General features: G+C 34.0%; 10 protein-coding genes and 1 other annotated feature. Of the genes, 4 read left to right on the top strand and 6 right to left on the bottom strand.

What is annotated here, in order from left to right:
- Positions 1-28: 28 nt before the first annotated feature.
- Positions 29-1,318 carry a glycoside hydrolase family 125 protein gene (locus CLORY_RS08195; protein WP_079423137.1) on the bottom strand — a complete coding sequence of 430 codons (1,290 nt, stop codon included), beginning with the start codon at positions 1,316-1,318 and terminating at the stop codon, positions 29-31.
- A 160-nt stretch (positions 1,319-1,478) separates the two neighbouring features.
- On the opposite strand from CLORY_RS08195, the gene CLORY_RS08190 reads away from it, so the two are divergent.
- The 3 genes from CLORY_RS08190 (at position 1,479) to CLORY_RS08180 (ending at position 5,293) form a co-directional block, all read left to right on the top strand.
- Positions 1,479-2,561, top strand: a complete 1,083-nt coding sequence (locus CLORY_RS08190) for a GntR family transcriptional regulator (protein ID WP_079423135.1) — start codon at positions 1,479-1,481, stop codon at positions 2,559-2,561.
- Between the two features lie 585 nt (positions 2,562-3,146).
- Positions 3,147-4,121, top strand: coding sequence for an FAD:protein FMN transferase (locus CLORY_RS08185; RefSeq protein WP_079423132.1), 975 nt, complete (start codon positions 3,147-3,149; stop codon positions 4,119-4,121).
- An 11-nt stretch (positions 4,122-4,132) separates the two neighbouring features.
- Positions 4,133-5,293 carry an FMN-binding protein gene (locus CLORY_RS08180; protein WP_079423130.1) on the top strand — a complete coding sequence of 387 codons (1,161 nt, stop codon included), beginning with the start codon at positions 4,133-4,135 and terminating at the stop codon, positions 5,291-5,293.
- A gap of 24 nt (positions 5,294-5,317) precedes the next feature.
- Here CLORY_RS08180 and CLORY_RS08175 read toward each other — a convergent pair whose 3' ends face one another.
- The 4 genes from CLORY_RS08175 to CLORY_RS08160 form a co-directional block, all read right to left on the bottom strand.
- A complete protein-coding gene (locus tag CLORY_RS08175; protein WP_079423129.1) occupies positions 5,318-6,190 on the bottom strand; it encodes a PhzF family phenazine biosynthesis protein in 873 nt (290 codons plus the stop codon).
- Positions 6,191-6,217: 27 nt separating this feature from the next.
- Positions 6,218-8,074 carry an LTA synthase family protein gene (locus CLORY_RS08170; protein ID WP_079423127.1) on the bottom strand — a complete coding sequence of 619 codons (1,857 nt, stop codon included), beginning with the start codon at positions 8,072-8,074 and terminating at the stop codon, positions 6,218-6,220.
- Positions 8,075-8,362: 288 nt separating this feature from the next.
- Entirely contained in the window at positions 8,363-8,917 is a 555-nt protein-coding gene (locus tag CLORY_RS08165) for a rubrerythrin family protein (protein WP_079423125.1), read from the bottom strand.
- Between the two features lie 437 nt (positions 8,918-9,354).
- A complete protein-coding gene (locus CLORY_RS08160; protein ID WP_079423124.1) occupies positions 9,355-10,071 on the bottom strand; it encodes a peptidoglycan recognition protein family protein in 717 nt (238 codons plus the stop codon).
- A 155-nt stretch (positions 10,072-10,226) separates the two neighbouring features.
- Positions 10,227-10,445: a binding site (T-box leader), on the top strand.
- 105 nt (positions 10,446-10,550) lie between these two features.
- Here CLORY_RS08160 and thrS point away from each other — a divergent pair.
- Positions 10,551-12,455: a threonine--tRNA ligase gene (thrS, locus tag CLORY_RS08155; RefSeq protein ID WP_079423122.1), complete on the top strand. Its 1,905-nt coding sequence runs from the start codon at positions 10,551-10,553 to the stop codon at positions 12,453-12,455.
- A gap of 97 nt (positions 12,456-12,552) precedes the next feature.
- Here the strand turns inward: thrS and CLORY_RS08150 are convergent, their stop codons facing one another.
- On the bottom strand, positions 12,553-13,503 hold the full coding sequence (locus tag CLORY_RS08150) for an AEC family transporter (RefSeq protein ID WP_079423120.1): 951 nt from the start codon (positions 13,501-13,503) through the stop codon (positions 12,553-12,555).
- Positions 13,504-13,586: the final 83 nt, after the last annotated feature.

The following is a 13,586-nucleotide window of genomic DNA, read 5'->3' as shown; positions in this document are numbered from 1 at the left end:
CCTTTCGCAATTACTACTTTGATATAAATTATTTTCTAACTCGTATATCAAAATAATCCATTACAAGCTCACAAAACATCATGTTTGCCCATGAGAACCACTCTCTTGTATACTTCGTAGGATCATTTACATCGAAGCCTTCATGCATAAGCTTTGTTCCTGCATCACATTTTACAAGCAAGTTTAAAATTCTTTCTTTTTCAGTTTTATCATCAGTAGTCATACCTTCCATGGCCAATGCAATCGGCCAAATATAATTTTCTGGTGTATGCGAACTTCCAACGCCCTTAGCATGTTTTCCTTCATAGAAAAAAGGATTTTCCTTGCTCAGCACAGTATTTCTTGTTGCTTTATAAATCTCATCATCATTTTTACAGTAACCTATATACGCTGCTGAAAGGAGATTAGGAACATTTGAATCATCCATAATACTGTAGTTCCCTAGTCCATCCACCTCATAAGCATATATCTCTTCACCTTTAGCATTCTTGACTTTGGCATATTTCTGAATTCCTTCTTCAATTTCTCCTTTTAACTTTTCTACCTTTTCCAGCAAAGCATCATTTATTAAAACCTTTGTGAAAATCTCTTTTAAATAGCCTAAAACTACTGTTGCAAACATATTTGAAGGTACCAGATAATTGTATTTACAAGCATCGTCACTAGGTCTGAAACCTGACCAGGTCATTCCTGTAGGCGCTGTATTGCCTCCTTTTCCATTATTTATTAGAGTATCCTCTAATCTTGTAGTATCTCTAACAAAGCTGTAATGAGAATTTTTATGGTTTTGTTCTGTTTCCCATACATTCAATATCTTTTTTACTGCCTCAGTAAAGGTTGAATTGAACTGTTTAGTTCTTCCGCTTGCCTTCCAAAGCAGATAACTCAATTGAATAGGATAGCATAAAGAATCTATTTCGTATTTTCGCTCCCATATCCAAGGCTTCATCTCCGTATGATCCTGTTGATAACCTGCTCCGTTAGCTGCCTCGTTAAATGCATTAGCATAAGGATCTATATTGATGAACTGAAGCTGTCTTTCTACAAGTCCTGCAATCATTTCTTCTATTTCTTTATCCTCTTCAGCCATGATTAGGTATGGACGTACCTGTGCTGTAGAATCTCTGAGCCACATAGCAGGAATGTCACCTGTTAATAGAAATGTTGTACCGTCTTCTAGCTGCTTTACTGTCGTAAGCAATGTATTTGCAAAGCATGAATTAAAATTTTCTGCCCAAGCCGCATGTTCCTCACCACATTTTTCAGTTATTTGTTCCATAAACTTCTTTACAGAAGCAGGTATTTCCTTATAAGCCATAGTAAAACCTCCAAATTTGATATATCATTTTATTATTAAATATATTATATGATATATCCTTTTTAGTTACAATCATTTTTATGCCATGCCATTATCATTTTATGTTATTATTTTAAATAGAATATATCATTATAGTAAGTAATAATTAAGGAGAGTTGTTATGGAATCTGTTCCTTTATATAAAAAAATTGAAGACGACCTAAAAAATAAAATTACTACAGGTGAGTTAGCTCCAGGGGATCAGATACCTACAGAGCTTGAATTATCTGTACTTTACAATGTTAGCAGGATAACCTCAAAAAGGGCTCTTTCCGACTTAGAAAATGAACATCTGATATACAGAATTCAAGGCAAGGGAAGCTTTGTAAGTAAAAGCGGTAAACTAGCCTCTGGAGAGCAAAAATCAAATGACATTTTATTTATACTTCCATTTCCTGACAACCTTGGTTTTGGTGATTACACTAAAGGTATTATTAATTGCCTTAAACATACAGACTATAAACTTAGTATACAGCCTTCAGCTTTTATAAACCATGATAATTTACAGTCAATCATCTGCCAGTATGCGGGACTTATACTTTATCCAGAAACAAGCAGTTCAAACCTTGATACGCTGTTTTCTATACATCTCGATGAATTTCCTACAGTCATTATAGATAAAAAACTCAGCGGCATAGACTTTAATAATGTTTCTGCTGATAACTTTTCCGGAGGCTATACTGCTGCTGAATATCTTATAAAAAATAATCATACAAAAATAGCATTTATAGCTACACATGAGATAACTCATTCCACCTCAGTAAGAGATCGCTATCTTGGATATCTAAAAGCTGTTCATAATTATGGACTAGATTTTTATTCAAAAAATATTTATCCTGATGTTTTTGATAAAACTACTCTGGAGGACTATATTACTGATTTTCTGAAATATGTATCTAAGAACCATATAACTTCCGTAATAGCCGAAAATGATCTTTGTGCTATCCACCTTATGAAACTAGCTAAGAATATGGGTTTTGATTTGCCTAAAGATCTCTCCATTGTTGGATTTGACAACATTCAAGCCTCTGCTTTTGTTGAACCTGCTCTTACTACTATTTCTCAGGACTTTGAGAAAATGGGGTTTCTGGCTGCTGAACTGCTTCTGAAAGATATAGAAAGTACCAGCCGCAGTGAAAAACCTTCTGTTATCTCTGTAGATATAAACTTAATCGAGCGAGAGTCTGTCTATAAGATAAACTAAAAAATATTAATTTCATGAAACTTAATTAAGTTTGAGTGGCCTTTTGGATTACTTTCTAATAACCAGAGGTCACTCAAATTTTTTAGTCTCTAGGAATTTATGATTTTTGCCAATTATGGATAACTCTTAATTAATATTAGGATAGACCACTAAATAGGAGAAAAGATGGTTGCTAAATAAAAAAACGGTACAGCATGCTTGCGAAGAAGTTAAAAAGAAACGGTAATATATTTTGAAGTTAGCGAATTAAGATAAGAATGCAACAAAAGCAATATAATAAAAGCATTTTGTGAATATTAAGAGTTAGGGCATAAAAAAGATTGCATCAGAAGTAGGCATTTGAAGTGAGTTTAGTAATTACCTATGTCTTTGAGGGAAATTTCCGTTAAGATGGCGAATTGTTTGAGGCGCAGCCGAGTTATGAGCCATTAGAAAATTTGCCTCAAAGATGTGGTGTAATTACTTAATGAATGGAATTAGCCTACGTAGGATGTAATCTTTTTTTATTTTTCTCAGCTTATTTTCAGTTTTGTCTATTACAATAATCCCATAGAATAAATAACCTTTGCAAAAGGAGGATGAAATATGACCAATGTAACTGCTTTACCTTCAATAAGCTTTTATGCGCTTGGCACTGATAATATAATACGAATTTACGACGACAGCTTCCCTCATGAATGTTTAAAGAGTGCTAGAAAAAAAGTACTAGAAATAGACGATACCTTTTCCGTATTCAAACCGTATAGCAAATTTTCTGAAATAAATCAAAACGCTGGTAAAACTCCAGTAAAAGTATCAAATGAGTTAATTTATGTAGTTGACTCTGGAATCAAATACAGTAAAGAATCCAATGGAGCTTTTAATATGCTCACTGGACCGCTCATAAAACTGTGGACTGATGCGAAAAAAAATGGCTGTGTTCCCGATGAATCTGAAATAGAAAAAGCTATTATTCTATGTGATTTTAATCAGATAAATATAGATAACAATAGCAAAACAATTTTATTGAAAAATGAAGGACAGATGATTGATGGAGGAAGTATAGTAAAAGGTTACGCAGCTAATGAGGTAATAAATATATTGCACAGCAGCGATGTAAAAAGTGCAATCATAGACCTCGGAGGGAATATTTATGCCCTTGGAATGAAGCCAGATGGCTCTTTATGGAGGGTTGGAATTCAAAATCCGCTATCTGAAAGAGGAAAGATAATGGGTGCCGTGTATGCATCTAACCAAGCTGTAGTAACCTCTGGGAACTATGAAAGGTTTTTTATTGCCGGTGGTAAAAAATATCACCATATAATAGACCCTAAAACGGGTTATCCAACTGATAATGAAATTATTAGCGTAACAGTAATAAGCTCAAACTCTATGGCTGCTGATGCACTATCTACTTGTGCTTATAATCTAGGAATAGACGATGGTTTTGATTTCATTGAAAGTAAAGAAGATGCAGAAGCTATATTTATAACAGAGGATAGAAGAATTTATGTTACATCGGGAATGAAGAATGATTTTAAGCTAATAGATGACACATTTATGTACATTAACAAATTTTGAGGTGATTATATATGAACAAGAAAATACACAAAATACAAGTTTTCAGACTAGTTGTCCAACTATTATTTTTGTTTTTGTTTCCAGGTCTATTTAGCCTTACTTTTCATGAAATAGGTCAGATATATAAAGCGTTGATAAACGGTAGTTTCAGTATCAAAGAGCAATATGCAAATATTATTGAGGCAGTGGCTTTCATTCCACTTACAATCCTCTTTGGAAGATTTTTTTGCGGATGGCTATGCGCTTTTGGTACTTATAACGATTTAATATACCTGCTGTCTAGTAAGTTCTTGAAAATAAAGTTTAAAATTGACGAAGAGACAGATAGAGTTTTAAAATATGTTAAATATGCAGTGTTAGTTTTTATAGTTATTTTCATCTGGTCTCTTAGTATTGATGCCTTTTCATCTGCCAGTCCTTGGGACGCATTTGCTCAGATATCCAATATTAAATCCGCCGCTGCCACATATATAATAGGCTTTATATTGCTAATATTTATTACCATCGGCGCCTTCTTTGTAGAGAGATTTTTCTGTAGATATTTATGTCCTCTTGGTGCCATATACTCAATTATATCTAAACTTAGGATCTTTAATATAAGCAAACCTAAAGATCACTGCGGAAAGTGCAAAATGTGTACTTCCAATTGTGCTATGGGTATAGATCTTTATAAGAGAGATAAAGTAACTAGTGGTGAATGTATAAATTGTATGAGATGTACAGAGGTCTGTCCAAGGAGTAATGCCAGTGCTTCAGCTGCCTTTACAAGAGTTAACTCTGCTGCCTTAAGCGCTGTCGCTATAGCTATTTTTACTGGTTTCTACGGATTAAACTATTTACTTGGAAGCAAACTTGCAGCTGCCAACATAATTACAGCGTCAAGCAATTCGAGCTCTACTTCTAAATATAAAGATGGTACTTACTCTGGAGAAGGTACTGGTTATATGCCGGGACTTCAAGTATCCGTAAAAGTTGAAAATGGAAAAATAACCAAAATAGATATAGTTTCTGACAATGAAACCCCTAGATTTGCTCAAACTCCTATGCAGGTTATACCCCAAGAAATAATAGCTGCTCAATCCACTGATGTGGATACTGTGTCTGGTGCTACAAGAACAAGCAATGGAATAATAGAGGCTGTTAATGACGCTTTAAGCCAAGCGTCAAAATAAAAAAGATGCATCCTGCGCAGGCCATTATATTTCAATATAGCTTTCTGTTATATTACCAGCTATACCACCAACTTCTACCGATTTTATATTATCCCCGCGAAATGAAAGCCTAGCTTTTATTTCAGATGGTTTGCCCATAACATATCCCTGCTCAAACACTAGGCTTTTAGCCTGGTGTTTTTCTATTAATCCATGTCTGTAAAGATAACAGGCTAAAGCCGCATTAGATGTACCTGTAGCTGATTCTTCGTTTATGTCATATAGCGGAGCAAAATTCCTGCATTGAGCCGTATCTAAATCTGAAATAGTATCCATAGTAAAAACATGCATACCTACAGTGCTCTCTGCTTTGCTTATTTCAGATATCATATTAAAATTAGGCTTGATTTCATTTAATACATTAATAGATTTCACAGGTATGATTATATCCTTAAGTCCTGTAGAAACAACCTGTATAGGTATATCCTCCCTAATAGAGTTTTTATCAACACCTAGGGCCTTACTTATACGTTCTGCATCCAGCTGCTGATAAAATTCCGGTAAATTCTGATGCATGAAGATAGTTCCATCCTCATATACATCAATTTCCATTATTCCAGCTTTGGTTTCTTCTGAATATTCTCCCGAATGTATTATGTTTAAAAGCTTCATAAGATAAAAACTTCCTATCGTAGCATGTCCGCATAGGTCTACCTCTGCCCTCGGAGTAAAGAATCTTATTTTGAAGTCCGCTTTTTCTGATTTTTCGATAAATGCGGTTTCAGAAAATCCTATCTCTTCTGCTATGGACTGTTTTACTTTATCCGAAATATCATATTCATTAAATACTACTCCTGCACCATTTCCTCCTTCATCGTTTTTAGCAAAAGCATTAAGTTTATATACCTTTATTTTCATATCATCAACATCCTCTTTTTATGTTGCTTACTTATCATTGTTAAATTTCTGAAGCAGATTATGGTTTAATATAGTATCAGAGTATTCTAATTTTTTCTCAGCTTCTTTCTTCTTTTCACTCAATTCAGCTGTCTCAGAAATCTGCTTTCCTGATGCTATATCATAGTACTTATTTGATGGAGCCAAATAGAATATTTTTCCATCAGTGAAGGATCCATTTCTAAAAATTACTCCCTGTTCCTTTGAATTAAATATGTCCTTACCCATCATATATTTTGTAGGTAAATCATATAAATTAGCTATAGTAGGGTACAAATCCATTTCTCCGCCATAAGTATGTCTTACTCCCTTATTTTCATCTTTAGGAAAATGTATAAACAATGGAACCTTCTGAAGTTCTGCCCATGTCAGTTCGTTTCTCTGCGTAGCATTAAGAAAACTGTATAAATTCTTCTGCTGATTTTGCGGTATAGCATAATGATCTCCATATATAGCAATGATTGAATTATCTGTTATGCCTTCTTTGTCCAACTTATCAAGGAACATTCCAAGCTGCTGATCTGTATAATGTATAGATTTTAAATAATCCCCAAAAAGACTGCCCTTATACTCTCCTACATTAAAATCTCCATATTTCGATATAGCATTAAAAGGGTAGTGGCTTGTTAATGTTGTTAGAAAGCTAAAATATGGCTGATGTGTTTTCTTTAGTATATTAAAAGATTGATTTAAAAATGATCTATCACTAAGACCCATTCCTATAGTTTCATTGATTTTAAAGCTTCTTTGACCATAGAATATGTCATAACCCTCTGTCTTATTCATAACACTTCTATTCCAAAAATCCTCTCTATATCCATGAAGAGCTATCGCTTTGTAATTCTCTTTCTTTAATGCTTTTGGAAGAGAGTTCAAATCATTTCCACAATATAAGTAAGCCGCCGCTCCCTCCGCTGCCGGAAAAAGAGAATTGTTTGTCATAAATTCAGCATCTGAAGTGTTACCTGAAGCTACTTGATAATAATAATTGTCAAAATATGCACTTCGCTTAAGCCACTTGTTTAAATTAGGAGTGATCTCTTGACCGTTTATACTATTGCCTATTACAAACTGCTGAAGTGCTTCAACCTGGATCACTATGAGGTTTTTACCCTTTCCCTTGCCTTTCAAAGCAGTATAGCCTTTAGACTTATTGCTGTTTAAAAATGTTTTTATTGCTTTTTCTTTATCCTTAGAGAGTTTAGTATGCTTCTGAAGTTCTCTCTGGAAGAAATTATATACATCAAGTCCATGGTAATTTATGCCACCAAGCATATCTGCTATGTATATTCTGTTGAACATTGTGGTTAACAACCTAGGCTGCTGTTCATTTAAATCATATATGAAAAAGGCGTTTCCACCAGTTCCAATTAAAAATACTACAGCAAAGGAAACCAATCTTCTTTTAAACATTATGCTTTTATCAAGCATAAGTTTATAAGGTATTGATGGTATTATTAAAATATCTATATAGTATAGTAGATATTGCCATTTAAATAGACTTGCTACACTTGATTTAACTGGCCCAAGCAATATACCGTTTTGTATTACCGGTATTGAGAACATGTCCCTAAAATATCCATAATACACAGAGTCCACCAAAATCAGTGTACTAATTACTATATTCACAATATAAAAAAATCTAGTTCGCGCTCTCTTGTTAAACAAAAAACCTATTCCGCAAAATATTAAAATCGATGATGCAGCAGGTCCTAGTAGAAAAAGCAGAGCATAAATGTTTTTGTCCTGTATTTGTAAACCGAAACCCAATAGTTTCGCAAAGACACAAACAAAAAATATGAGAACATCTAAGTTGTTTAGCGCTATTTGTTTTATTTTTTTCATTAAAATTCTCCTTAACCCCCATTGTCCGAAGTATCCCAAACTATTTAGTCTTATACATATTATAAAATTGGTTAATAAGATTGTCTATTGTATCTATTAAGAATAACATAAATTAGTTGACTAACGCCACCTCTCTTTATAATATACTATTTACTTATATTAAAAGTTCTCTTGAACATACAATAATTCCTCATTCCTCATTTACAATTTACAATTTGACTTATCTATATGAGAAATTTTATAAATCCCTAGACAATGAAAAAATAGGGATTACTCCCTATTCATATGTTAATAACTTTTAAATATTTTTTTATCGGCTCCGCACACTGGGCATTTTTCTACATTGTCTCCAATCTCAGTATAACCGCATACAGGACATATATAAATTGTTTCACTGCCTATATCCTGTCCTCCTTTAGCAGCATTCTGAGCATCCTGAAATAATTTTGCATGTATTTTTTCTGCCTCAAGAGCAAAATGAAATGACTTTTCTGCATCCTTTTCCTGTTGAAATCTAGCAGTTTCTAGATATACCGGATACATCTGATTTACCTCATGAAGCTCACCATCTATTGCTCCTTGAAGATTCTGTACTATATCTGTATTGCCAAATACAGCTCCTGCTGTTACTGTGCTATCCCCTACTTGTTCCTTAAGTACGTTAAAATGGTTTTTGGCATGAGCCCATTCTGCATAAGCTACTGCTTTAAATAACCTTCCTATGTTTGGGAAATTACTGCCAGCTGCCGCATCTCCCCATATTAAATATCTCATATGTGCCATACTCTCTCCACCGTAAGCCGAACGTAAAAAATCAGCTGTCATAGCATTATTTACTGCCATTATCAATTCCTCCTCTAAAAATATTTACGTTTATATTATTCTTATTATTAGCTGGAATAATTCATTATATAAATATATTACGAACTAAATGCTCTAGACGGAATAGTTAAGAGAAAGTGCATTAAATAGGTATGAGAGTTAAGAGTAAAGAGAAAAGAGATAAGAGAAAAGTGAAGGTTAAAATTCAGCTATGCTGAATTTTGATTGTATAGAGACTCCTAATTATTTTGATAATCCTTTTGTAATACTAGGTATAGTCTTAGTTTTTAAAAAGTTATCGCCGATAATCAGATTTAAATTCTCTGAAATTCTGCACAGCAGAATTTCTTCCTTCACTTTTCTCTCTACTCTTTACTCTTTTCTCTTATCTGTTTAAAGCATAATCTAACTGCTTAATATTATCTTCATTTAATTTACTTGCTTAGTTCGCAATTTATTTACCTGCTAAACATACATGCCCAAGTTTTTTTATCCATGACACCGTTTACTTTAAGTTTTCTAGATTTTTGAAATCTCTTAACTGCATCTAATGTTTTTTCACCGAATATTCCGTCAGTTTCACCTGCATTGAACCCGAAGTAATTCAATCTGTTCTGAAGTAATTTAACATATTCATTTTCACTGCCTTCTTTAAGAATGGGTTTATCCTTATATTCTAAAATATTATCTACTTTTTCCTTAGGAGTTCTAACCTGCCGCATAAATTTTTCTTTAGAGATTGAACTTCCTGGGCAAGTCTTATGGCAGTTTTCCTTGTGAAACCTTATATAACAGCCCTTATTATAAAAATATCTCGCAAGCTCTATCACACTCTCCTCTTGCGCACCCTGAAGTTCCTCTTTACCAACATCAAAATTACCTAGTATTTCGCACGAAAAAGCATCTTTATTGTACATAGATATACTTACAGGTGTTTTCCCAAAATCCCTTCCTGTTACAAATCTTCCATCGGGGAGCAAGGTAACATGTTGTCCTATATCATCCCATCCTTTAGTGTGTGTATGATAATATTTTATGGCTTTTTGAAGAAATATACCGTTAGTACCGTCGAAATTGGACTTGTTAGGTTTATACGTATGATGTATATGCAGTTCCATATAGTCATACCTGTCTAATGTCTTCAAGAGCTTCTCTAGCGTAATAATTCTAAACATATTTCAACCCTCCCCCTAATTTTATATGCATTTAATAGTGTATTGGTCATTATATTTATATGTAAATAAAAAAATAAAAATTCTACTCAAAAATTAACTTTTCGTAGAAGTTCAATATTGACACACATTCTCCATAGAACTATAATATGTTTAATATAAAAACTGTGATAAGGAAGAGTATGCAAACTACTGTCTTAAGAGAGAGAAACTCACCGGCTGAAAAGTTTCTTAGATAAGTTTTGTTGAAAACCACCTTTGAGTTGAGTATTGAATTGAATTAGATATCTCCGCTTCCAGCGTTATCGGATTGAGACACAGATGCTTTTTTGTTGTATCTGTAATTTGGGTGGAACCACGGCAACCTCGTCCCTTGTATAGGGACGGGGTTTTTATTTTGTGGAGCTTCGCGAATTACTAAGCCAATAATTGGGGACTTTCAACATGAATTATGTCCCCTTAAATATAAAGGAGGACTTGCTATGATAAAAATAAGATTAAAAGACAACAGCTTTATAGAGGTTGAAAATAACACCACCGCTTTAGCTGTAGCTGAAAAACTTAGTCACGGATTAGCCAAAAAGGCTTTAGTTGCAAAAATAGACGAAAAAGTTACGGAGCTATCAACAACCATAGATAAAGATTGTTCTCTTGAAATTTTAACAGCAGATGATGCTGATGGTCTAGCAGCCTTAAGACACACTGCTTCACATATACTTGCTCAGGCCGTTAAAAGACTGTATCCAAACGTAAAACTTACTATTGGACCTTCTATTGAAAATGGTTTTTACTATGATTTCGACTCAGAGGAACCTTTCACTATGGACACTCTCGAAAAACTAGAAAATGAGATGAACAATATAGTTAAAGAAGATCTTAAACTTGAAAAGTTTGTCCTTCCAAGAGCGGAAGCAATAAAACTTATGGAAGAAAAAAATGAGCCATATAAGGTTGAGCTGATAAATGATCTTTCTGAAGAATCCGTTATATCTTTTTATAAACAGGGAGACTTCATTGATCTATGCGCCGGACCACATGTGCCTTCGACTTTCTATGTAAAAGCCTTTAAGCTTCAGTCTGTTGCAGGTGCTTATTGGCGCGGAAACGAAAAAAACAAGATGCTTCAGAGAGTGTACGGGACTGCATTCCCTAAAAAGAGTCAATTGGATGAGTATCTTAAAATGCTTGAAGAAGCTAAACTTAGAGACCATAGAAAACTGGGCAAAGAATTAAAGTTATTTGCATTAATGGATGAAGGTCCTGGATTTCCTTTCTTTCTGCCTAAGGGCGTAACATTAAAAAATCTGCTTATTGATTATTGGAGAGAGCTTCATAGAAAATATGGATATATAGAAATAGAGACTCCAATAATTCTTAACCGACAGCTTTGGGAAACTTCTGGACACTGGTTCCATTATAAAGAGAACATGTACACTGTTAGTATCGATGATGAAGATTATGCTATCAAACCGATGAACTGCCCTGGCGGAATGCTCGTGTACAAATCTGAAGTTCATTCGTACAAAGAATTTCCAATAAGAGCCGCCGAAATGGGAAGAGTCCATAGACATGAACTATCAGGGGCATTGAGCGGTCTTCAACGAGTAAGATCCTTTACTCAGGATGATGCTCATATATTCATGCTGCCTGAACAGATAACTAGTGAAATAAAATCCGTAATTGACCTTGTCCATGAGATATATACAAGATTCGGCTTTGAATACACAGTAGAGCTTTCTACAAGGCCTGAGGATTCTATGGGATCTGATGAAGACTGGGCATTAGCTGAAAGTTCGTTAAAAGCCGCCTTAGACGAAACTAACCTTGAATATAAAATAAATGAGGGTGATGGTGCCTTCTATGGTCCAAAGATAGACTTTCATCTTAAAGACTGCCTCGGCAGAAGCTGGCAGTGTGGTACAATTCAGCTTGATTTTCAGCTTCCTCAAAGGTTTGATTTAACTTATATAGGAAAAGACGGAGAAAAGCATAGACCTATAGTTATACACAGAGCTATCTTTGGAAGTCTTGAGAGATTTATCGCTAGACTTATCGAACAATTTGCTGGTAAATTTCCTGTATGGATTTCTCCTGTTCAAGCGAAACTACTGCCTATATCCGATAAATTTGAGCCTTACTGCAATGAAGTAGCTGAAAAGCTAAAAGCTGAAGGCATAAGGATTGAAATTGATAACAGTGATGAAAAAATCGGTTATAAAATAAGAGTTGCCAGAAATGAAAGGGTGCCTTATATTGCTGTAATAGGTGAAAAGGAACAGAACGATAAGAGCATCTCATTAAGAAGCCGTGCAGGCGATGAAGGCGAAGTTTCGGTAAATGGATTTATCGAAAGAATTAAGAAAGAGATAAAAGAAAAATCATTATAAAGGCCATTAACAATAGAAAAATTAGTAATGATAAATTTTGATTGTAGATATAGAAATTCTGCATTGCAGAATTTCTTCCTTAATTCCTAATTCCTAATTATCTAATGCTGCTCATTAAAAGCATGTATATTGGTACAGTAATTAATGAAAGTACAGTGGTAACAACAGTCATAACCGCTGAGTACTCAGCATCAGCATCGTATGCTTTTGCTATTATACTTGTATTTGTCATAACCGGCATAGCAGCCTGAATTATAAATACTTCCCTCATAAGTCTTGGAATAGGTATAACTATTGATAACAAAAATACTGTAAGAGGTGAAATTATAAATCTTCCTATGATTATAGCTACCATATCTTTAGTGAGTTTTACATCTTTTATAGATACAGAAAATATACATATTCCTATAAATATCATAGACAATGGCGTAGTCATATTCCCCAAGTACTTAGCAGTATCCATAATAAACTTTGGCAGCTTTATATTTAATAAAAGTAGTATCAAAGCTAATATGTATCCCATCAGCGGCGGCGACATTATTCTTTTTATACTCTGAATGCTGATCAACTTTTGTTTCTTTATCTTACTTGATGTATTTGCTATATAATAGACTCCAAGCGTCCAGAAAAAAGTAGTATTTGCAATATAATATAGCAGCACAAAGGGCACACTCTTTTCTCCAAACAGTGATAGGTTTACCGGCAGACCTATAAATATAGTATTGGAATTAAAAAACATAGAAATAAAAAGTCCTCTATGCTCTCTGTTTATTCCGATCATTCGAGATAATAACACCGAAATAATATAGCATATACTTATCGAAAGCAAAGGAACAACTACGCCTTTACCCATAGTTATAAACTCGTTCCGACTGAGATTAGTAAGCACTGTGGAGAGCATTAACGGCGGCAGCGCTACAATAATTACAAGTCTTGATATCAGTTTCGAAGATTCCTCACTGAACCAACCCTTGTATTTCAGTACATAACCTATAGCAATCATTATTACAATACTCAGTACTCCGCTTAATGAATTTAATAATACCATGTTCATACCTTCTTAATTTTTGCTTTAGCATTTTATAATGCTCGTACATATTCTAAATAAATAACAAAAATGGATAGCTAAAA

The organism is Clostridium oryzae, assembly GCF_002029235.1.
Taxonomy (GTDB): domain Bacteria; phylum Bacillota; class Clostridia; order Clostridiales; family Clostridiaceae; genus Clostridium_AE; species Clostridium_AE oryzae.
This window is presented reverse-complemented; position numbering and strand designations above follow the sequence as displayed.

What these genes read in the sequence shown, in the direction of transcription:
- CLORY_RS08180 (WP_079423130.1), top strand. Translation starts at nt 4,133, where the DNA reads ATGAACAAGAAAATACACAAAATACAAGTTTTCAGACTAGTTGTCCAA.
- CLORY_RS08150 (WP_079423120.1), bottom strand. Translation starts at nt 13,503, where the DNA reads ATGGTATTATTAAATTCATTAAGCGGAGTACTGAGTATTGTAATAATG.
- CLORY_RS08170 (WP_079423127.1), bottom strand. Translation starts at nt 8,074, where the DNA reads ATGAAAAAAATAAAACAAATAGCGCTAAACAACTTAGATGTTCTCATA.
- CLORY_RS08165 (WP_079423125.1), bottom strand. Translation starts at nt 8,917, where the DNA reads ATGGCAGTAAATAATGCTATGACAGCTGATTTTTTACGTTCGGCTTAC.
- CLORY_RS08185 (WP_079423132.1), top strand. Translation starts at nt 3,147, where the DNA reads ATGACCAATGTAACTGCTTTACCTTCAATAAGCTTTTATGCGCTTGGC.
- thrS (WP_079423122.1), top strand. Translation starts at nt 10,551, where the DNA reads ATGATAAAAATAAGATTAAAAGACAACAGCTTTATAGAGGTTGAAAAT.
- CLORY_RS08195 (WP_079423137.1), bottom strand. Translation starts at nt 1,318, where the DNA reads ATGGCTTATAAGGAAATACCTGCTTCTGTAAAGAAGTTTATGGAACAA.
- CLORY_RS08190 (WP_079423135.1), top strand. Translation starts at nt 1,479, where the DNA reads ATGGAATCTGTTCCTTTATATAAAAAAATTGAAGACGACCTAAAAAAT.
- CLORY_RS08175 (WP_079423129.1), bottom strand. Translation starts at nt 6,190, where the DNA reads ATGAAAATAAAGGTATATAAACTTAATGCTTTTGCTAAAAACGATGAA.
- CLORY_RS08160 (WP_079423124.1), bottom strand. Translation starts at nt 10,071, where the DNA reads ATGTTTAGAATTATTACGCTAGAGAAGCTCTTGAAGACATTAGACAGG.